The 19,843-nt window shown below is 66.2% G+C and carries 18 protein-coding genes and 1 tRNA gene; 7 read left to right on the top strand and 12 right to left on the bottom strand.

Annotation, left to right across the window (positions count from 1 at the left end):
• The first annotated feature begins 17 nt into the window (after nucleotides 1-17).
• Nucleotides 18-1,559, top strand: a complete 1,542-nt coding sequence (locus tag AC1RPL_RS03645; RefSeq protein ID WP_493067892.1) for an HAD-IIIC family phosphatase — start codon at nucleotides 18-20, stop codon at nucleotides 1,557-1,559.
• Between the two features lie 3 nt (nucleotides 1,560-1,562).
• Here AC1RPL_RS03645 and AC1RPL_RS03640 read toward each other — a convergent pair whose 3' ends face one another.
• On the bottom strand, nucleotides 1,563-2,051 hold the full coding sequence (locus AC1RPL_RS03640) for an Lrp/AsnC family transcriptional regulator (RefSeq protein WP_493067891.1): 489 nt from the start codon (nucleotides 2,049-2,051) through the stop codon (nucleotides 1,563-1,565).
• 89 nt (nucleotides 2,052-2,140) lie between these two features.
• Here AC1RPL_RS03640 and AC1RPL_RS03635 point away from each other — a divergent pair, with 89 nt between their 5' ends.
• Nucleotides 2,141-3,106: a DMT family transporter gene (locus AC1RPL_RS03635; RefSeq protein WP_493067890.1), complete on the top strand. Its 966-nt coding sequence runs from the start codon at nucleotides 2,141-2,143 to the stop codon at nucleotides 3,104-3,106.
• Between the two features lie 94 nt (nucleotides 3,107-3,200).
• On the opposite strand, the gene AC1RPL_RS03630 is transcribed toward AC1RPL_RS03635, so the two are convergent.
• Nucleotides 3,201-4,838, bottom strand: a complete 1,638-nt coding sequence (locus AC1RPL_RS03630; RefSeq protein WP_493067889.1) for an NAD(P)/FAD-dependent oxidoreductase — start codon at nucleotides 4,836-4,838, stop codon at nucleotides 3,201-3,203.
• 357 nt (nucleotides 4,839-5,195) lie between these two features.
• Between AC1RPL_RS03630 and AC1RPL_RS03625 the strand changes: the two genes are divergently transcribed.
• From AC1RPL_RS03625 to AC1RPL_RS03615, 3 genes are all read left to right on the top strand, one after another.
• The gene (locus tag AC1RPL_RS03625; protein WP_493067888.1) at nucleotides 5,196-5,438 is read left to right on the top strand and encodes an acyl carrier protein; all 243 of its coding nucleotides are present in this window, start codon (nucleotides 5,196-5,198) and stop codon (nucleotides 5,436-5,438) included.
• Nucleotides 5,439-5,516: 78 nt separating this feature from the next.
• Nucleotides 5,517-6,707, top strand: coding sequence for a serine palmitoyltransferase (gene spt, locus AC1RPL_RS03620; RefSeq protein WP_493069074.1), 1,191 nt, complete (start codon nucleotides 5,517-5,519; stop codon nucleotides 6,705-6,707).
• 45 nt (nucleotides 6,708-6,752) lie between these two features.
• The gene (locus AC1RPL_RS03615) at nucleotides 6,753-8,714 is read left to right on the top strand and encodes an ATP-binding protein (RefSeq protein WP_493067887.1); all 1,962 of its coding nucleotides are present in this window, start codon (nucleotides 6,753-6,755) and stop codon (nucleotides 8,712-8,714) included.
• A 47-nt stretch (nucleotides 8,715-8,761) separates the two neighbouring features.
• On the opposite strand, the gene AC1RPL_RS03610 is transcribed toward AC1RPL_RS03615, so the two are convergent.
• From AC1RPL_RS03610 to hspQ, 7 genes are all read right to left on the bottom strand, one after another.
• On the bottom strand, nucleotides 8,762-8,947 hold the full coding sequence (locus AC1RPL_RS03610; RefSeq protein WP_493067886.1) for a hypothetical protein: 186 nt from the start codon (nucleotides 8,945-8,947) through the stop codon (nucleotides 8,762-8,764).
• Between the two features lie 24 nt (nucleotides 8,948-8,971).
• Complete coding sequence (locus AC1RPL_RS03605) at nucleotides 8,972-9,352, bottom strand: hypothetical protein (protein WP_493067885.1); 381 nt, start codon at nucleotides 9,350-9,352, stop codon at nucleotides 8,972-8,974.
• A complete protein-coding gene (locus AC1RPL_RS03600; RefSeq protein ID WP_493067884.1) occupies nucleotides 9,349-9,960 on the bottom strand; it encodes a TetR/AcrR family transcriptional regulator in 612 nt (203 codons plus the stop codon). Before AC1RPL_RS03600 ends, AC1RPL_RS03605 begins: the two co-directional genes overlap by 4 nt.
• Before the next feature lie 105 nt (nucleotides 9,961-10,065).
• Nucleotides 10,066-10,623, bottom strand: coding sequence for a GNAT family N-acetyltransferase (locus AC1RPL_RS03595; protein ID WP_493067883.1), 558 nt, complete (start codon nucleotides 10,621-10,623; stop codon nucleotides 10,066-10,068).
• A gap of 174 nt (nucleotides 10,624-10,797) precedes the next feature.
• The gene (gene rpmA / locus AC1RPL_RS03590) at nucleotides 10,798-11,067 is read right to left on the bottom strand and encodes a 50S ribosomal protein L27 (RefSeq protein ID WP_180144722.1); all 270 of its coding nucleotides are present in this window, start codon (nucleotides 11,065-11,067) and stop codon (nucleotides 10,798-10,800) included.
• A gap of 24 nt (nucleotides 11,068-11,091) precedes the next feature.
• Nucleotides 11,092-11,472, bottom strand: a complete 381-nt coding sequence (gene rplU / locus AC1RPL_RS03585; protein WP_180144719.1) for a 50S ribosomal protein L21 — start codon at nucleotides 11,470-11,472, stop codon at nucleotides 11,092-11,094.
• A gap of 121 nt (nucleotides 11,473-11,593) precedes the next feature.
• Nucleotides 11,594-11,977, bottom strand: a complete 384-nt coding sequence (gene hspQ, locus AC1RPL_RS03580; RefSeq protein ID WP_493067882.1) for a heat shock protein HspQ — start codon at nucleotides 11,975-11,977, stop codon at nucleotides 11,594-11,596.
• 122 nt (nucleotides 11,978-12,099) lie between these two features.
• Between hspQ and AC1RPL_RS03575 the strand changes: the two genes are divergently transcribed.
• A tRNA-Ser gene (locus AC1RPL_RS03575) sits at nucleotides 12,100-12,189 on the top strand.
• A 179-nt stretch (nucleotides 12,190-12,368) separates the two neighbouring features.
• On the opposite strand, the gene AC1RPL_RS03570 is transcribed toward AC1RPL_RS03575, so the two are convergent.
• The 3 genes from AC1RPL_RS03570 to AC1RPL_RS03560 form a co-directional block, all read right to left on the bottom strand.
• Nucleotides 12,369-14,480: a sensor histidine kinase gene (locus tag AC1RPL_RS03570; protein ID WP_493067881.1), complete on the bottom strand. Its 2,112-nt coding sequence runs from the start codon at nucleotides 14,478-14,480 to the stop codon at nucleotides 12,369-12,371.
• A gap of 139 nt (nucleotides 14,481-14,619) precedes the next feature.
• On the bottom strand, nucleotides 14,620-17,655 hold the full coding sequence (locus tag AC1RPL_RS03565; protein ID WP_493067880.1) for a hypothetical protein: 3,036 nt from the start codon (nucleotides 17,653-17,655) through the stop codon (nucleotides 14,620-14,622).
• A gap of 11 nt (nucleotides 17,656-17,666) precedes the next feature.
• On the bottom strand, nucleotides 17,667-18,977 hold the full coding sequence (locus AC1RPL_RS03560; RefSeq protein ID WP_493067879.1) for a surface lipoprotein assembly modifier: 1,311 nt from the start codon (nucleotides 18,975-18,977) through the stop codon (nucleotides 17,667-17,669).
• 168 nt (nucleotides 18,978-19,145) lie between these two features.
• On the opposite strand from AC1RPL_RS03560, the gene AC1RPL_RS03555 reads away from it, so the two are divergent.
• Nucleotides 19,146-19,787, top strand: coding sequence for a LuxR C-terminal-related transcriptional regulator (locus tag AC1RPL_RS03555; protein WP_493067878.1), 642 nt, complete (start codon nucleotides 19,146-19,148; stop codon nucleotides 19,785-19,787).
• Nucleotides 19,788-19,843 lie beyond the last annotated feature (56 nt).

Raw genomic sequence — 19,843 nt, 5'->3', positions numbered from 1 at the left:
GCGTCCTAAAATGAAGGATGCTCAAGCTCATCATCTGGGACCTCGACGACACGCTCTGGGCCGGTACGCTCGCCGATGGCGACGCCGTGGCGCTTCACCGGCACCGCGCCGAGCTGGTCCGCGCCTTCAATGCACGCGGCGTGGTCTCGTCAATCTGCTCGAAGAACGACTTCGCCACCGCCCAGGCCCAGCTCGAATCGCTCGGCCTTTGGGAGGAGTTCGTCTTCCCGCACATTGCCTTCACCCCCAAGCCCGAGGCGATCCGCGCGATAGTCGAGGACATGCAGCTCCGCGCGGCCGACGTCCTCTTCATTGACGACAACCCGGTGAACCTGCGCGAAGTCGCCCACGCCATCCCCGATATCCAGCTGCTCGACATCACCGCTCCGGGCGCGGACGACCATCTCGCCGGCCTCCTCGCGACTACGCCGCCGGGCAAGAGCCGCGTCGCGCGCTACCGCATGCTCGAGCGCCGCAAGGCCGATCGCGCCGCCGTGCCTGCGCTGTCGAACCACGAGTTCCTTCGCACCTGCGGCATCCGTGCCACCGCGCCCTATCTGATGGACAATCTCGACTTCGCGGCGTGCATCACCGACCTGATCAACCGATCGAACCAGCTCAACTATACCGGCTCGCGCGTCGAGCAGGCCGCGCTGGAGGCCCAGATCGTCAACGTCATGGCCTATGACAGCTGGTCGATCTTCGCCTGGGACGATTATGGCCGCCACGGCCTAGTCGGCTTCGTCATGGTCGACCGTGCTGACGAACGCCTCGTTCACTTCACTTTCTCGTGCCGGATCATGCACATGGGCCTGGAAGCTTATGCGTTGTCAAAGGTTCGCGCGAAATGGCCGGAACTCGACACCAGCGCCTGGGACGGCCGTTTCGACCGCACCGACCCGGACTGGATCGCCGATGCCGACTTCCACGATCCGGAGATTCGCGGCGCCATCCTTGCCGAGCAGCTCCCCGCGGTGATGCAGGAGCCGGCCGTCCGGATCATGTTCGATTGCCAGTCCGGCGGCATCGCGCATTACAGCCGCTTCCGCCCGGCGATCGAGTTCGACCATTATCCTCGCGTCTTCATGATGCGCATGATGGACGATGGCAGCTGGCGGGATCAGACATTCCCACCCTTCCTCGTCTATGGCGCGGCGGTCGATTATCTCGACAATCGCTGGGGCGAGCGCTGGCCGCTGGTCGATCTCGGCCTCTACCGGACCTGCGTGATCCGCACGCTGATCATGCTGATCGAGCAGGAGCGTCGCATGCTGGTCGTCCTACCGCCCGAGGATGCGCCGGCGGACAAGTATCGCGCCGGCCTCAACCTGACCCCCGAGCGCTGCCGCAGCCTCAACGCGATCTGGCGCAAGGCCGCGCGCGAGAATCCGGAGCATCTCTGGGTGCTCGACGTCGCCGATCTCGCCGGTCCGGACGAGATGGCCGACGTCACCCATCTCCACGCCGGCCTGCTCCAGCAGATCGCCGGTCAGGTCGATTGCTGGATCGAGGCGGTGGCGCTCGGCGGCGGCGAACAGGCCGAAGCCGAAGCCGCCTGACTTCTAGGGAATGATGATGCCCGTATCGGCTTTCACCCGGTCGAGCGCGATCAGCGATCGATAGCTGGCGATGAAATCCTTCTCGGCGAAGAGCCGCTTGGTCAGCGCGGAATAGGCGCGCATGTCCGACGTCACGATCACCAGCACGAAGCTCACCCCACCAGTGACGTAATAGCATTGCTGCACCTCAGGCGTGTCGAGGAACAGGTGTCTGGCCTGCTCCACCGTTGGCGCGCGTTCATCGACCAGCTGCACCTCGACGATCGAGGTGATGGTCAGCGGCACTGCCTCCGGATCGACGATCGCCACGTTGCGCGCGATCACGCCCATAACCTCCATCGCCGCGATCCGCCGCTGCACTGCCGCCGCCGACAGGTTCACCGCCTCGCCGATCTTTCGTTGCGGCATCTTGTTGCCCGCCTGCACGAGTCGAAGGATCGCCCGATCGAAGGAATCGAGCGTCCGCGCGGGTTTGTCCTGTTCGCTGGCCATGCGACGAGTTTTTGTTGCATTTGAACGGGTAATCAAGAGCGCTCAGCCCGTTCGTGCGATGATATGCCCCGCTTCGAAGGGAAGGCGGCATGCCGAGCGAACGCGGATCGACGATATTGGGCATGCTGTGCGGCGCCGCAGCCGGGGCACTCTGGGGCCTGGTGTTTCTCGCCCCCGAACTAGCCCGCGCCTTCAGTCCGCTCGAACTGACCATTGGCCGCTATCTCGCGTACGGCCTGCTCTCGGCCGCGCTGATCACCCCGCGCTGGCGCAGCGTCGTCGCGCATGTCGGGACAGGCGAATGGCGCGCCCTCGTCTGGCTCAGCCTCGCCGGCAACACGCTCTACTATCTCCTGCTTGCCAGCGCGGTGCAGCTCGGCGGCGCGGCGATCACCGCGCTGGTGATCGGCTTCCTGCCCGTAGTGGTGACGATCGCCGGCAGCCGGGCAAAGGACGCGGTATCGCTCGCCCGGCTCGCCCCTTCGCTGCTGCTTTGTGCGGGTGGGGTGCTGTGCATCGGCGGGCAGGCGTTGTTCCTGCCCTCGACGCGCCCGGTGGCCGCGCAGCTCGCCGGCCTGCTTTGCTCGCTCGGGGCACTGGCGTCCTGGGGCGCGTTCGCCGTCGGCAACAGCCACATGCTCGGCCGGGTCAAGGGCGTGTCGGCGCACGACTGGAGCCTGCTCCTCGGCATCGTCACCGGCGCGCAGAGCCTGGCGCTGGTGCCGCTGGCGCTGCTGCTGGGCGTCGGCCGCCATGGGGCGGGGGAGTGGGCCCTGTTCGCCGCCGTATCGATCGGCGTCGCGCTGTTCGCCTCGGTGATCGGCAACGCGCTGTGGAACAATATGAGCCGGTTGCTGCCGCTTACGCTCGCCGGCCAGATGATCACCTTCGAAACGCTGTTCGCGCTGCTCTACGCCTTCGCCTGGGAGCATCGCGGTCCTACGGTGCTGGAGGCAGTCGCCTTCGTGCTGGTGGTGGCGAGCGTGATCAACTGCCTTGCGGCGCATCGGCGGCCGAGTGCCACCGCCGATACACAACTACTATCGTCACCCTGAACTCGTTTCAGGGTCCAACGTGCCGCAGGGGATATCGCTGGTGGAGAGTTGGATGCTGAAACAAGTTCAGCATGACGAACGAAGAATAGGTTGGTCAGCTCCCCACCAAACTCCGCGCCACGGCCTCGGCCGTCTTGATCCCGTCGATCGCGGCGGAAAGGATCCCGCCCGCATAGCCAGCCCCTTCCCCAGCCGGGAACAGCTGCGCCACATTCAAACTCTGGTGATCCTTTCCCCGCGTGATCCGCACCGGCGACGAGGTGCGTGTCTCCACCCCCGTCATGATGGCATCGGGATGATCGTAATTCGGGATCTGCCGCCCGAACACCGGCAGCGCCTCGCGGAACGCCTCGATTACGAAGCCGGGCAAACACTCCGAGAGATCGGTCATCTTCACCCCCGGCTTGTACGAAGGGATGACTTGGCCCAGTTCGGTGGAGGCGCGGCCGGCGAGCAAATCGCCCACCTTCTGCCCCGGCGCATGATAGTTGGAGCCGCCGGCGATATACGCCAGGTCCTCCCAGTGCCGCTGCAGTTCGATGCCCGCCAGCGGCCCGCCCGGATAATCCTTCGCCGGATCGATCGCCACGACGAGCCCCGAGTTCGCATTGAACTCGGCGCGCGAATATTGGCTCATCCCGTTGGTGACGACGCGGCCCTCCTCGGAAGTCGCGGCCACCACGCGCCCGCCCGGGCACATGCAGAAGCTGTAGACCGAACGGCCGTTCGAGGCGTGATGGACCAGGCTGTATGCCGCCGCGCCCAAGTCCGGATGCCCCGCGCATTGGCCGAAGCGCGCCCGGTCGATCCAGCTCTGCGGATGCTCGATCCGCACGCCGATCGCGAAGGGCTTGGCCTCCATGTGCACGCCGCGCCGATGGAGCATCTCGAAGGTTGGCCGCGCGCTGTGCCCCACCGCGAGCACGACATGGTCGGTCTCCAGGAATCTGCCCGCGCTCGTGGCAAGGTCATGCAGGTGCAGCCCGCGCACCCGCTGGTTGCCGTCCGGCGTGCGCGCCAGCTCGATATCGTCGACCCGCGTTTCCCAGCGATATTCGCCGCCCAGCGCCTCGATCGTCGCGCGCATGCTCTCGACCATGGTGACCAGGCGGAACGTGCCAATATGCGGATGCGCCTCCCACAGGATATCGTCGGGCGCGCCGGCCTTCACGAACTCCTCGAGCACCTTGCGGCCCAGGAAGCGCGGATCCTTGACCCGGCAATAGAGCTTGCCGTCCGAAAAGGTGCCTGCGCCGCCCTCGCCGAACTGGACGTTCGAGTCCGGGTCGAGCTTGCCCTGGCGCCAAAGGCCCCAGGTGTCCTTGGTCCGCTCGCGGACGACCTTGCCGCGGTCGAGGATGATCGGGCGAAAGCCCATCTGGGCGAGGATCAGCCCGGCAAACAGCCCGCACGGCCCGGCGCCGATCACCACCGGGCGCAATCCGCTCCAGCCCGTGGGCGCCATCACCGGGAAGTCGTAGGCCATGTCGGGGGTGGGGCGCAGGTCCTTGTCGCCAGGAAACCGCGCCAGCACCGCCGCCTCGTCGGCCAGCTCGACATCGACGGTATAGACCAGCTGGATCGCATTGCGCCGACGCGCGTCGTTGCCGCGGCGATAAACCTTGTGGCTCTTCAGCTCGGCGGGTTCGATGCCCAGCCGCGTGGCGATCGCCGCGGGCAGGGCCTCGGGCGCGTGGTCGAGCGGCAGATAGAGTCCGGACAGTCGAAGCATCGCGAGCCTCTAGCGGGGAATGCGCCGGGGCTCAAATCCGGACCTCAATCCCGTCATCCCGGCGCAGGCGGGGATCCAGAGTCACAAGCCGTACGTCAGAGAAACCCCGGATCCACGCCTGCGCGGGGATGACGACAAGCTTGCAATGTAGGATTTCGTCTGGTTTCGTCTTCCCATGATCGGGTGCGGGCCCCATCGCTTTGGGAAAAGCGCTTTCGCGCCACCGGGGATTGCCCCAAAACAAAGTGAAACGATTTCCCCAGACTCCCTTCACTTTGCGCCGCGCATTGCCCCGTCGGCGGCCCGTTTCCGCCGCAATCGCTTGGCACTGCGAAACGATACCAGTAGAGGGACCCCATGACCGACCGCGCTTCCGTCTTCGAGACCATCGCCGCCCAGATCGAGCCCTTCAACAAGAAGGGCGTCGCGCTCACCGACAGCACCACCTTCGCGGGGGATCTCGAGTGGGACAGCCTGACCGTGATGGATTTCGTCGCGGCGATCGAGGACGAGTTCGACATCATCATCACGATGAACATGCAGGCCGAGATCGAGAATATCGGCCAGCTGGTCGACGCGGTACAGAAGCTCAAGGGCTGATTTGACGTGACCGATGGCCTGAACACCCCGGACGCACTGCCCGTGAACCCCGCTGAGGTCGCCCCTGAGCGCGATCTGATGAGCAAGTTCGACGCAATCATCGGCGAACGCGAGCGCCTGCTCGCCAGCGGCGTCACCGATCCCTATGCGGTGGTGATGGAGCAGGTGAAGTCGCCCACCGAGGCGGTGATCAAGGGCAAGGACACGATCCTGCTCGGCACCTATAATTACATGGGCATGACGTTCGATCCGGACGTGATCCGGGCCGGCAAGGACGCGCTCGACGCGTTCGGCTCCGGCACCAACGGCAGCCGCATGCTCAACGGCACCTTCCGCGACCATATGGAAGTCGAGCAGGCGCTGCGCGACTTCTACGATGTCTCCGGCGCGATCGTCTTCTCGACCGGCTACATGGCCAATCTCGGCATGATCTCCACGCTGGTGGGGAAGGGCGAGTATGTCATCCTCGACGCGGACAGCCACGCCTCGATCTATGACGGCTGCAAGCAGGGCAATGCCGAGATCGTCCGCTTCCGCCACAACAGCGTCGAGGATCTCGACAAGCGTCTCGGTCGCCTTCCTCCGGAGGCCGGCAAGCTGGTCGTGCTCGAGGGCGTCTATTCGATGCTAGGCGACATCGCCCCGCTGAAGGAAATGGTCGAAGTCGCCAAGAAGCACGGGTGCATGGTGCTCTCGGACGAAGCCCATTCGATGGGTTTCTTCGGCCCGAACGGCCGCGGCGTCTATGAGGAGCAGGGACTCGAGGGCCAGGTCGATTTCGTCGTCGGCACCTTCTCCAAGTCGGTCGGCACCGTCGGCGGCTTCTGCGTGTCGAACCACCCGAAGTTCGAGGCGATCCGCCTCGCCTGCCGTCCGTACATCTTCACCGCCTCGCTGCCGCCGTCGGTGGTCGCCACCGCGGCGATGTCTATCCGCAAGCTGATGCACGCCCACAACAAGCGCGCGCATCTGTGGGAAAATGCCCGCACGCTGCATGGCGGTCTCAAGGAAATGGGCTTCAAGCTCGGCACCGAGAACCCGGATTCGGCGATCATCGCGGTGATCCTGGAGGACCAGGTGCAGGGCGCGATGATGTGGCAGGCGCTGCTCGAAGGCGGCCTCTATGTGAACCTCGCCCGCCCGCCGGCGACGCCGGCCGGCACCTTCCTGCTGCGCTGCTCGCTCTGCGCCGAGCACACGCCCGAGCAGATCCAGCGTGTGCTGGGCATGTTCAAGGCGGCGGGCCAGGCCGTGGGCGTTATCGCCTGAGGGCGCTTTCCTACACTGCCCGGCTCGACTAGAATCGTCGGCGTAATGAGTGAGAGTAACCCCGCTCTGGAACGCGCCATCCGGGCGACCAACTGGCGGTTCATGCTGCTCGGCGCGCTCGCGCTGCTCGGCATCGCCGTGCTCGCGTCGGTCGCTGTGCTCCAGCAGCGCAGCGATGCGGCGCGCGACCAGGCGATCGCCCGCCAGCAGCACACGTTCGACGTGATCATGCGCGCCAGCCAGCTCTCCGGCGCGATTGCGGGGGCGGAGGCGGCGCTGGGCCGCTATGTGGTAAGCGCCGACAAGGGGCTGGGCCGCCAATATGGCGACCAATGGAGCCGCGCTGCCGAGCAGCTTGCCCGGCTGCGGCAGATCACCGCGGACCATCCCGGCCAGCGCACCCGCATGACCGAGCTGCAACGTGCGTTCGACGCCCGCGGCAAGGAGCTTTCCACCACCGCGCTCTACTCGGCATACAAGCGCCACGGCGATGCCTGGGGCAGCTATTACCAGGTCCGTCAGAGCCCGGCGCGGGCGCGGCTGGAGACGCTGCTCAACGAAGTCGCCGATTCGGAGCGCGTCCAGCTGAACGAGCGCGCCAAGGCAGCGGCGGACTCGCTTGCCAATTCGGGCACCGCGTCGCGGGTGCTGACCGGCTTCGGCATATTGATCGTGCTCGGCGCAGTGCTGCTCGGCTGGCTGGCGATCGAGGCACAGGGCGAGCGCGCCGTCGCCGATGCCAATGCCGATGCCGAGCGCGAACGCTCGCAGGAGCTGCAGCAGGCGGTGGCGGAGGCGACCGAGCAGCTGCGTGCCGAGGGAATGCAGCGCGAGGCGGCGCAGGAGCAGCTTCGCCAGGCGCAGAAGATGGAAGCGGTCGGCCAGCTCACCGGCGGCATCGCCCATGATTTCAATAACATGCTGGCCGTGGTTCTGGGCGGGTTGGAGCTTGCCAAGCGCCACCTTCATCGTGGCGGCCCCGATGCGCAGAAGCATATCGAGAATGCGATGGAGGGCGCCAATCGCGCTGCCGCACTCACTCGGCGCCTGCTCGCCTTTTCCCGTGCCGAGCCGCTGCTGCCCGAAGCGGTGGCAGCCGGCACGCTGATCGAGGGCATGGCCGAGCTGCTCGACCGCACGCTGGGAGACGGGGTTGCGGTGGAGACGCGCGACGCCGGCGTCGGCTGGCGGATCTGGGTCGATCGCCACCAGCTCGAAAATGCGCTGCTCAACCTGGCGGTGAATGCGCGCGACGCGATGGAGGGGCAGGGCACGCTCAGCATCGTCACCGGCGGCACCAGCCTGGCCGAGAACCAGGTCGGCGAGAGCGTTGCCGGCGACTATGTCACGATCGAAGTCGGCGACACCGGCATGGGCATGACGCCCGAAGTGGCCGAACGCGTGTTCGAGCCCTTCTTCACCACCAAGCCGGTGGGCAAGGGCACCGGGCTCGGGCTCAGCCAGATCTTCGGCTTCGTTCGCCAGTCGGGCGGCGAGATCGGCATCGATACCGCGCCGGGCAAGGGCACCCGCGTGACACTCTACATGCCGCGCCACATGGGCGAACTCGCACCCGAGGTAGCGCCGGTGACGGAAGAGGCCTCCGCGAACACCGGTCGCGCGCTTGAGATACTAGTGGTGGAAGACGATCCCCGCGTCCTCACTGCGACGCTGGGCGCGCTGCAGGAACTCGGCCACCATGCCACCGGCTGCGACGACCCTCTCGCCGCACCTGCAGCGATTGCCGGGCGGTCTTCGCTCGATCTGATCGTGTCCGACGTGCTGATGCCCGGCCAGACCGGGCCGGAGATGATCGCAGGGCTGGCGGGCCGGATAGACGGTGTCGCGGTGCTGTTCGTCACCGGCTTCGCGGGTGAGGCGGATGCGGCGATCTTCCAAGGCCGCACCGTGCTGCGCAAGCCCTTCACGATCGCCGGACTGGCGGCGGCAGTGGACGAAGCGGTGGCGCAGCATGCGCGCAGGACTGGGCGGGAGGCGACGGAATAGTCGCTACAGGCTGAGGATCGCCTTGGCGACTTCGCCCAGATCGTCGCTCAGTTGGTGATCGCGACGTGGCAGAACGGGATTTTCGCCTGCGGAATCGCCTTTCGCATACAGCCCGGCATGGGTGGATAGTGCACCGCATAACCAGGCCCGAGCGCGCGCTCGAGGCTCAGGACGAGCCTATCGTCCCATTCGTCATGCACGCCTTCGCCGACGCCCTGGATGTCGCTGGCCATGGAGCCATAACGGCCCGCACCGGCTCAGCGTTGCGAAGCGGCTGGTGCGGATGCGGGCGGGGTCGCAAGCGGCGGAGCAGGTTTGTAGCTCACCACGCACCAGTCCGGCGTGCAATTGGCGGCCGCCTCGATGATCGCGGCATAGTGCTCGACTACCGCGCAATTCGGCTCGGCGGCGTAGAGGACGATGGGGCGGTGCGGCGTCTCGCGGCCGGCACCGCTGGCAAAATCCTCCAGCGACGTGTCGCTGGCGCGGATGAAGCCCCACAAGGCCTGGCCGTTCTGGTCGCGCACCTCATAGGCATTGGCGCCCTTCTTCGGCGCCTTGGTGCCCCATTGCGCCGAGAGGTTGCAGCTCTTGTCCGGCGCCGTGAGCATGAGCAGGGCCAGCGAGAACAGGATCATGTGTGGCGTTCCCCGTCTTGATGATGCTCGCCCATGGTACGCGAAAGCTGCGCCGCCGCGATCTCGCGCGCCTTGTCGCGCGGCAAGCCGAGCGCGCGCGCCATCGGGGCGCCGAGCAGTGCGTCGCCCAGCGCCATCAGCACCAGCTGCAGCGTCTCCTCGTGCAGCGAATGCGTCTTGTCGTCATGGCCTTCGGCCAGCTGATCCATCAGCCGGTGGATCGCCTCGAGGATCGGATCGAGCGCGTCCTGGTTGCCGGTCAGGATCATCCAGCTCGCCAGCGCTCCGGCGCCGCCCTTGTCGAAAGCATCGAAGGTCATGTCGACGACTTCGCGATCGTCATGGTCCGTTCCGGCGCGGGCGCGCTGCACCGCGGCGCCGATCTTCTCGGTCACGCCGTCTGCAATATTGGCGGCGAGCGCCTTTTGGAGCCCGGCGGCCGAGCCGAAATGGTGGAGCAGATTGGCATGGGTGCGGCCGATCTTCGCGGCGACCGCCTTGAGCGTCACCGCCTGCGGACCGGCTTCGAGCAGCAATTCGCGTGCGGCTTCCAGTGCGGCGTCGCGGGATTCTTCGGGAGAAAGGCGTTTGCGTGGTGCGACGGTCATCTTGTGTGGTGTTGCCCCTGTAAACCCACGGCTTAGGCCAGGTTTTGCAAAGGCGAAAGCACAGACATCAGGCGGTCCTCCCCGAGGCGGGCCCGGGGAGGATGATCACGCCGCCATTCGGTCGTCCGCATCGCCGCCGCCACAATCGCCCTCCGAAAGGTCGATCTCGTAGCGCGCCGTCGCAGCTTCGCAGGCGCGACCGCGCGAATAGATCGGGACGAGCTGGCCGGTCGGGCGGAAGCCGAGCTTGCGCAGCACCTTGCCCGAGGCCGGATTGTCGATGAAATGCCCCGCGGTCACTCGGCGGATGCCACGTGACCGTGCCGCATGCAGCGTGGCGCGCGCGGCCTCGGTGGCGAATCCGCGGCCCCAGGCATCGGGGGTGAACCAATAGCCGAGTTCGTTGGGCTCGTCCTTCCACGCGCTCAGGCCCACGCCACCGACCAGGCGGACGGCGCCGCCCTGGTGCTCGAACACCAGGAACTTGGGCTCCAGCGGGTCGCCGAAGCTGGTCAGGAAGGTTTCGGCCGCTTCCATGTGATAGGGCCATGGCGCGCGCGCCAGGTTGCGCACCACGCTTTCATGCCCGATCGCCTGGGCCAGGGCAGGGGCGTCCTCGGGCCAGCCGGGCCGCAATGTCAGTCTCTGCGTTCGCACGAACATGACCATCTCCTCGGTCCTGCGACGCCCCACGCCACGCTAGTGTGACGAGCTTGTTGCGTCGTGGTGTCAGGGAGGAAATAAAAAAGGGAGCCGGGGTGACCCGTCTCCCTTTTCAGCTGGTTCGTTCGCCGAACCCGGGTCACCCTGGTGGGCAACCCGGCCGGTTACCCGATGTTATTCGGCAGCTTCCGCAATCATGTCTACCGAGCAGAACTTGCGGCCAAGCTTGCCTTCCTTGAACGACACGCGGCCGTCCACGAGCGCGAAGAGGGTATGGTCCTTGCCCATGCCCACGTTCACGCCCGGATAAATCTTGGTGCCGCGCTGGCGCACGATGATGTTACCGGCGACGACTGCTTCGCTACCGAACTTCTTCACGCCAAGACGACGACCGGCCGAATCACGACCGTTACGCGAAGAACCGCCTGCCTTCTTATGTGCCATGGTCTATACTCCTCGTATCTTCGCTTACGCTTCTGCGGCCGGGGCTTCAGCCTCGGCGGGAGCGGCGGCCTTCTTCGCCTTGGGCGCGGCCTTCTTCTTCTCTTCCTGCGCACCGATGGCGGTGATCTTCAGGATGGTATGGTTCTGGCGATGGCCGTTCTTCCGGCGATAGTTGTGCCGGCGGCGCTTCTTGAAGACGATGACCTTCTCGCCCTTCGCCTGCGCAATGATCTCTGCCGAGACGGTGATGCCGTCCGTCGACTGCAGATCACCACCTTCGCCTGCCAGAAGCACGTCGCCCAGCGTGACCGTCGAACCGGCCTCACCGTCGAGCTTCTCGACTACGATCTTGTCTCCCGCGGCAACGCGATACTGCTTGCCGCCCGTGCGCACGATAGCGAACATCGGGTCTCTTCTCTGGTTCAAAAGCTTGTGCCCGCCAAAGGTTGCACCCCGGCAGGAGGAAGGGCGCAGCTAAGGGAGGGCGCCGCGGAAGTCAACCGGGTTTCCACCCAATAAGGGCGGTTTAGTGACGGTGCGTGCGCTTCAGCGTGTAGCGGCCGGCAGTATAGCCGTCGAACAGGCCGTTGATCGCCGGATGGTCGATCGGCTCCTCGCTGTCGTCGGCCACCAGATTCTGCTGGCTGACATAGGCGATGTAGCTCGATTCGGCGTTTTCGGCGAGCAGATGGTAGAAAGGCTGGTCCTTGCGGGGGCGCACGTCCTCGGGAATCGCCTCATACCATTCGTCGCTGTTGGCGAAGACGGGATCGACGTCGAAGACCACGCCGCGGAAATCGAACTGGCGGTGGCACACCACGTCGCCGATGGCGAAACGCGCGGTGGCGACCGGGGGCATCGGAACTCCGGGTTCGAAGGGAGGAGGCGAGGCACCAGGCGTTTGAGTCATGGCTTCAATCTAATATCTCTTCGTTTAGGTACAAGGACGTGCTTGCGGTATCCGCAACGCTGCGCTAGTGGCCCCCGCTCACAGCGACCAACACGGGCTAGCCCGCGTAAGAATCGCCTCGCGGAGAGGTGGCAGAGTGGTCGAATGCGCCGCACTCGAAATGCGGTTTACGGGAGACCGTAACGTGGGTTCGAATCCCACCCTCTCCGCCAACTACGCTTTCTCATAGTGTCTCAAGCAGCTTGAAACGTCTCATATCTTGAGCGTTTTCAGAAGCTTGCTCAAATTCATTGGCTTGCATAATCTCAAGCCGGATCGGGTATCCCACTGCCCCTATTTGCAAGGCAGGAGGAGCGTTGCAGCTCCGATCCCGACATAAAGGGCTATGCTCCTAAATATCCCCGAGTGACGTCTGGCGGGAGCTTTCGTCCCCCAGCGCGACCTCCAGCAATGCAACGGTGCCAATCTCGCCGCCTCGAATATGAAAAACACCGTCGAGCAGGGCCGCGCGCCGGGCGCTGTTTGTCAGTCCGTTTCCCCAATCTGCCTCAGCATCCAGGCCAACACCGTCGTCGCTAATCTGCAATTGTAGCCGGCCGACATTGACGACGGCATCCACCGAGACCCTGGACGCCTGTGCGTGCCGTGCCACGTTGCTCACGAGCTCTCGGACGATCGAGGTCAAATGCCGAGCCGTTGCGTAATCAATGAAGTGGCTCGGTAGCAGCCCGGAAAGGATCGGCCAGTCCAGCGCGATGTCGTGTGCTTCCAAGCGGTTCATCGTCTCAAACCGCATATCGGCGAGCACGTCTTCCAAGGGGCGCCATGTCTCTGCGGTGCCGGCAACGATGGCCCGGATATCCGCCATTGCTTCCCGCACATCTTTTCGCATCATGTTCGCGTTGCGGCGATGTAGGCTGGTCAACAGGCGCGCGCTGACATCGTCATGGAGATCCTGCGCAATGCGGGCCCGTTCTTTCGCCACGCCCCGCATATAGGCGTCGCGCGCCTCGGTCAGCGCGCCCACCGCATCGATGAGTGCGCACGCTTGGTCGAGGTCGATCGTGTCGAAATCGCGCGCGCCGCGCTGCGCATAGCGCAGGATGATGCCCTGCATGTCGCTGACGGGCGGCAACCTGAGGCCGATGCCGTCTTCCACGATGCTGGGGCGATCGACGGCTGCGGCGTCGGGTCTCGCCTCGAGCGCATCGAACAACGCGGCGAGGCCCGACTGCCAGCGCTCTGCGCGCGATTCCGGGCTGAGCGCGAAGGCAATCTCACTCGCTAGCCCCAGGCTGTGCCGCGCCGTGGCATCGCGGCGCCGGTCGGCGCGACGGGAGAGCGCCAGGCGGATCGGCAGGTAGATCAGCCCGACCGCCACGATCGCGATGGGCAATACCGGACCGTGCGACCCCGCAGCCATCGACAGGATGGCAACATCGGCCGCGGCCACTGCGATCGCGGCGCCCACCGAAAGCAGCAGGCCAGGGGCCCAGCCGTCCACGGAGAACAGGCGCGTGCGCGCTATGGCCGCGCCCAATCCGACATAGATGACCAACAGCAGCGGCAATGCGATCGCCTCGCTCAGCAACGGCGCTCCGGCGAACAGCATCGGCAGGATGACCGTGCAGATGAACAGCGTGGACGACAGGATGGCGGAAGATCCTATCAGCCGCATCGCGGCGGAGCCCACCGGGTTGTTGCGCACCGCCCAGGCTTGCGCAATCAGCAGCAGGACAAGCGCCACGAACTCCACTGCGATCGCAACGAACAGTGCCTGGATGGCGTCGGCCGGCATGTCGAACGCATCGGCGACGGGAACGATGGCAGCAGCGATTCCGATCAGCCAGGTCCAGCGGCGCCCGACAAGCGCTGTCGGAAAGCGGCAGAACAGCATCAGGATCGCGGCGGCGAAAAGCTGGGCGCAGGCATGGTCCAGCAGCATCAGCCAGCGATAAGTGCCGCCCAGCAGCAACGGATCGTTGCCCGCAGCCAGGGTACAGCCGGCGCCGAACAGGCCGATGCTCATTACCGCGAAGGTCCGCGCCGCGCTGTTGCGGGGACGCAGGACCAGAATCCATATCCCGCACAGCAACGCCGCGAAGCCGGTGGCTAGAGCGGCCCAGAAGCCGCCGGTCAGGTCGTCCAGGCGCCGCGGGCGGATCGTGGCCGGGATCGTCCGACCGTCGGGGAAGCGTAGCGTGACACTGCCCGCGCGCAATGCTTCGGCAATCGCTTCGCGTCGGGCCCACCAGGCTTCCTTTTCCGCCCGGCTACCTTTGGCGCCGATCCCGTCCATCAATGCATCGATACGCAGTGCCAGTGTCCGGCCATCAGCCCGGACGAGCTGCACGGGCGTTTCGCGAGGCAATATGGCAGAGGCATTGCCCACGTGCAGCGTGACCCGCGCGTTGTCATAGCGGGTGATCTTGATGTCGGCGATCGGCAGACGCAGCGTCGTGATCAGCGCGACGGCGATCGCGAGCAGCGAAAGCAGCGACAACTCCAGGAGCCGACGTTGCGGTCGACGGATCGGCCTATCTACTGCCTCGACAGCAATTCCCCCCATGGCCGGACTTTGTGCCCGTCGGCACGCTCCTTGTCTACGACGATCGCTTCTTCACCTTGCCGCGCAACATCTTCTATTGCTTGGCGAAGGCAGCCACGCCGGAGATCGTCGTCGTCGCCGCGCCATTGCTGGTGGTCGGCAGGAAATAGCTCATGCCCGCATGGCTCGCGCCGTCTCCGGCGAGAAAGCCATAGGCGCGTCCGCCGATGCCGCCAACCGGCGCGGACGAACCGATCCAGCGGCCATCGGTGCCAAGCTTGACCGAGGGTGCTGCGAGGCCGCCGGTCGAATTGAACACATAATTGGCGCCGCCGATCGCGATCGTCGATTCCCAGCCAACCTTCATCTGGGCGAACGACACGGCAAGGGCGCCAGTGAAGGTGCCAGGCGCAACCGATCCATTGCCCATGGTCGGACTGGTGGCGCCAACCAGCGCGTAGGTAGCGCTCCCGGAGGTAGGCATGTTGGTGAGCGCCTTGCCCCAGACGCTGTGGATGCCCTGGTCGCCCGCGAGCGGGATCGGCGAGCTGGAAAACGTCACGGTGCCGTTGCCCCAGCGGCTCCAACCGATCACCCCAGCGGCTCCGCCATGCTCGATATCGGTGGCGGTGCCGCGCTGGGTGGATTGTGGCCCGGTCGCCGAGGTGAGCCTGCCGTCGGTGGTCGAGACAATGCTGGCGGTGACGACTGCCATCTGAGCGTAGGACCCCTGCGCAGTATAGCTCGAATTGAAGCCGGTCGGTGCGTCGGCATTGGCGAGCAGTCCGCTCGAACTGCCCATCCGGAACCCCGCCGCACCGCTCACTGCCGTGCGCAGGCCGGCAGACCCGCTTTCGCTGAGCAGATAGTCGAAGGCGAGGTGGGAGGCGCCCGCGCCCGCAAGCGTTCCCATGACCCCGGCCGTGCAGGTCCCGTGCGGGCAGACCGCGCCGGTACCGGTGGTGGCGATGTTCGAGAAGTTCTCGAAGCTGCCGTCACTGTTGATGCTCACCTGGCTGGTCGAGGGGCTTGCGACACCACCGGTGGTGATCGCGCGATAGTCGACGCCGCCGATATTTACCGTGAAGTCGAGGCCCAGCCTGGGCGAGGTTCCGAACGCCACCGCGGCGCTGCCGCTGAAGGTGCCTGGCGTCAGCGACCCGTCGATGATTGTCGGCTTGGTGGCGCCGGCCAGCGTGTAGGTGGCGACTCCGGCGGAAGGGATCGCGCTTACCGCCGTACCGTAGACGAAGTGCCAGCCCTGGTTCGCCGAAAGATCGAAGCCCGAGGATCCGTTGAAGTCGCCCGCTGTGGTGCCGCCGGCCCAACGCGCCCAGAATACGACATTGTCGGCGCTGCCGCTTTCACCGCCGGTCGCGGTGCCGCGCTGCGGGCTTTCGGCCGTGGTCGAGTTCTTCCGATATGCGGCCAGGCCCGAACTATCGGTAACCGCGGTCACCGGCCCCGAGGACGCGATGACGTTGCGCGGATCCACGCGGACCAGGAACTGGTTGGTCGAACGGGTGCCGGCGACATTCTCGAAGGCGATCACCGCAGGCGGCGTCGGCACGGTGACCGTGCCACTCCTGCTCAGGATGGCCGCGCCGTTTAGCAGCGAGGTGCCGCCGGGCGCGGTTACGATGCCATAGGCAGCCGCGAAGGTCGCCGCGCCGTCGCCGCCCGCGATGAAATTGGCGTTGATCCGACAGGCGGACGGGGAGGCGCACAGCGGGCCGCTCGCCGCGGTGAGCGGTGCACTACCGTAGAGGCCGAGACGCGCCGTGGCGCTGTCGACCGTGGTGAGCGACGGCGCGGCGCTGCCGCCCGTGGTCGAAAAGGCGACCAGCGATTGCTCGCCGCCCGCGGTGACAGATAGGGAACCGTCGAAGCCGAACTTCGGCGCGCTGCCGAACAGCACGCCCAGATTGAGCACGAGCTGGTTCGCAGTGATCGCCGGCGCCCCCGTTATGGTCAGCGTCGGAATGGTGTTGGCGACCACCGAATAGAGCACGCCTCCGCTTGCGGGCTGATTGGTGAGCGGCTGCTGCGCAGCGAAATGCACGCCCTGGTTGGGCCCAAAGCTCTGCGCGCTCGCGCCGGCGCCGAAGGTGCCATCGCCGAAGCGACCGATCATCCACCCGTCGCGCGCCGTGTATTCGATCAACCGTGCTGTTCCCGGCGCACCGTAGAAGCCGAGATCGGCCGGGCGCCCGTCAGCGGCCAGTCCGATTGTCAGCTGATTGGGATCCGACGGGCCGCCGGAGAATATGCCCGACGGCGCGACAGTCAGGGTTGCGGTGGGCGTGGGCGTGGGTGTTGGAATGGGCGTTGGCGTTGGCGTTGGCGTTGGCGTTGGCGTTGGCGTTGGCGTTGGCGTTGGCGTTGGGGTTGGGGTTGGGGTAGGCGTGGGCGCCGGAGTAGGTGTCGGACTTGGCGTAGGCGAGGGGGGCGGAGCCGGCGTTGGGATGAAGCCTCCCGCTGTCCTGATCGGAATCACCGGGTTCTGCCCCAACGGCACGCCGCCCGTCCCGATCAGTCCCGGCAGCAGTGCCGCATTGGCCAGCACCTGGGCAAGCGTGGCCGGCTGATCGATCAGCGTGCCTTGCCCGGCGCTCAACGGCTGCACCCCGGCCGACACCACGGCCTCCGGTGTGCTGCCCGCTTGCGCCGAAAAGGCACTGCCGCCGGGGAAGCTGCGCTTTTCCCCACCCGAAGAGACGCTTAGCGAGCCCGAGAGCGAAAACCCGCTGATGTTGCCCTTCGAATCGACCTGCAGGCCCGCCACCGAACCGAGCGTGGGGAGTGCCACGGTTCCGCCATTCGGCGTGAGGATCGTCAGGGGCTTGCCGCCGACCCCCACGGTGAAGCTGCCTGAGGTAACGACCAGCCGGCCATCGCCGTCGACGCTGAACTCCGCGTCGCCGACGAACGAGACGATAGCGCCGTCATCGAGCCGCAGTTGGGTAATGCCGCCCGTGACTCGCATCGGCCCGTTCAGTGTCCCCGCCGCGAGCGCGGTGCCGTCGCGCGAGGCGGTGGTGAAGATGATCTGCGGGGCGGCGAACACCGGCGACGCAAGCGCCAGCGACGAGACGGTCGCGATCAGGATTTTCAGCGAGGTGCGCTTCATGTCGTTTCCCCTCAAAACTCGAAGCGGATGCCGGCCGAGCCGGTCACACGCGAATAGGCATAGAGCGATATGTTGCTGAAATTGCGGGTGAAGGTGACGCGCGGTCGCAGGCTCAGCTGCTCGGCGAGCTTCAGCCGCAGCCCGATCGAGGCGTCGAGCTGGGTGTCGATGCGCCCCTTCAGGAACAGCGGCTCGGTGCCGCGATAGTCGCGGTGCTCCACGCTGGCGCCGGCAAGCAGCGCGACGCCGTGGCCGAGCGGCGCCTCGGTACCCGCCTGGCCGGCCAGGAACCAGTAACCGAGATTGCGCGCCCCGCTGCGCACCGTCTGCTCGATGCCGCCGCCAAGCCCGGCAAAGGTCGAGCGATCGGCATAGGTCAGCGTTGCGGCATAGCGATCGGCGTCGCGCAGCGGATCGCCGTCATACTTGCTGCGGAAATATTGGAGCTGCCCGGACAGCGCGCTGCCGCGGGACAGGCGCGTGGTATATTGCGCGATCGCGCCCAGGCTGGTGCGATAGCCGTTCCGGTCCAGCCAGAAGCGCTGCACCTGTCCCGAAAGCGAGAGCACGTCGTGATTGGCGAAGCCGTGGCTCATGCCCGCGGTGCCGGTGATGCCTGCCTGGTCGAACAAGTCGCTGGCGAAATTGTCGCGCCACGATCCGAGTGCCGAGGCATAGAGCTTGGTCTGGCGCGAGACGGCGGTCGAGCCGCTCAGCCCGGCCTGGAGCTGGTAATAGCCGTCATCCATCCGCGTCGCCGGGCCGGTCAGCGCCGCCGGCCCCAGGAACGCGAACACCGGCAGCGTGATCGAGCTCAGTCCGGTGGCGGTATTGATGTTGCTGTCATAGCCGATCTCGGCGTCGGCAAAGCCGGTTACGTCACTGCCACCGCCTGCGATCTGCTTCTCATAGTCACGCACCAGCTTGCCGATGCGTTGGCGCACCGGATCGGGGACGGTCGGGTCGTTGTTGACCGTGTCGAACTCGGCGCGCGCAGTGTCGATATCACCGGCGAGTGCATAGACGCGCGCGATCTCGGCACGAGCCTGGGCATTGGCCGGGCGTACCGCCAGCACGCGTTGGAGCGCCGTGATCGCCTCCGCGTAGCGCCCGCTGTCCGCCGCGGCGAGACCCAGCACATAGTCGAAGTCCGGATCGCCGGCGCGCGCGTCCGCCTGGGGCGCGAGTAGTTGGTAGGCGGCCTCCGCCTTGCCCTGCGCCTGCAGTGCCATCGCGTCCTGGAGGAGCGCGTCCGATTGCGCGAGTGCCGGCGCGGAGACGCATGCGAGCGCGGCGGCCAGGCTGATAGAGACGATTCGCAATTGGTTGCCCCCCAAGGTTTGCGAGTGTCTCGCACTCCCTCGAAAAGGGCGGCATCCCCTGTTCGGGGTATCATCGTGCAATCCGGAAAGAAGCTATCATGCGTCAACGCGAATGAAGGGGAGCGGGCTATGGGCCATTCCGGCTACCGAGATATAGGTGTGCCGGTGATGAGCCGATCGCCCCGCAGCTATCTCGTCGTCGAGGACATCGCCGAGACGCGTGCATGGCTGGTCGGCAGCATCGCCGAGGTATTCGGCGCGACCGCGCATGACGCCGCGTCGCTGCGCGAAGGCCGTGCCTGGCTGCGCGCGCGCGGACCGGGTGAGAATATCCTCGCGCTGGTCGATCTCGGCCTTCCCGATGGCAACGGCGCCAAGCTGATCCGCGAGATCGTCACGCGCTATCCCGACGCGCTGGTCGTCGTGACCACCGTGTTCGACGACGATGAGTCGCTGATGGAGGCGCTCGCTGCCGGCGCGCAGGGCTATCTGCTCAAGGATCAGGATGGCCCCGGCATCGAGCATCGGCTGGCGATGATCGAGCATGGCGAAGTGCCGATCTCGCCCGGGATCGCCCGCCGCCTGCTCCAGCGCTTCCGCGGCGACGAGCCGAGCGACGCGTCGCTCTCGCCGCGCGAGACCGAGGTGCTCCGGCTGATCGGCCGCGGGCTCAAGGCGGCCGAGGTGGCCGAGATGCTGTCGATCAGCCCGCAGACCGTCACCACCCATGTGAAGACCATCTACCGCAAGCTGGAGATCACCTCGCGTGCCGAGGCCGCGATCGAGGCGCGCAAGCGCGGCCTGACCTGATCTGCCTACCCTGAACGGGGTATCCTCCGCTGGTCTTCGGCGCCCTAGCGACAAAG

This window comes from Sphingomonas sp. GW821-FHT12D09 (assembly GCF_058807215.1).
The sequence above is the reverse complement of the archived record's forward strand: the minus strand, read 5'-3'. Positions and strand labels throughout refer to the sequence as shown.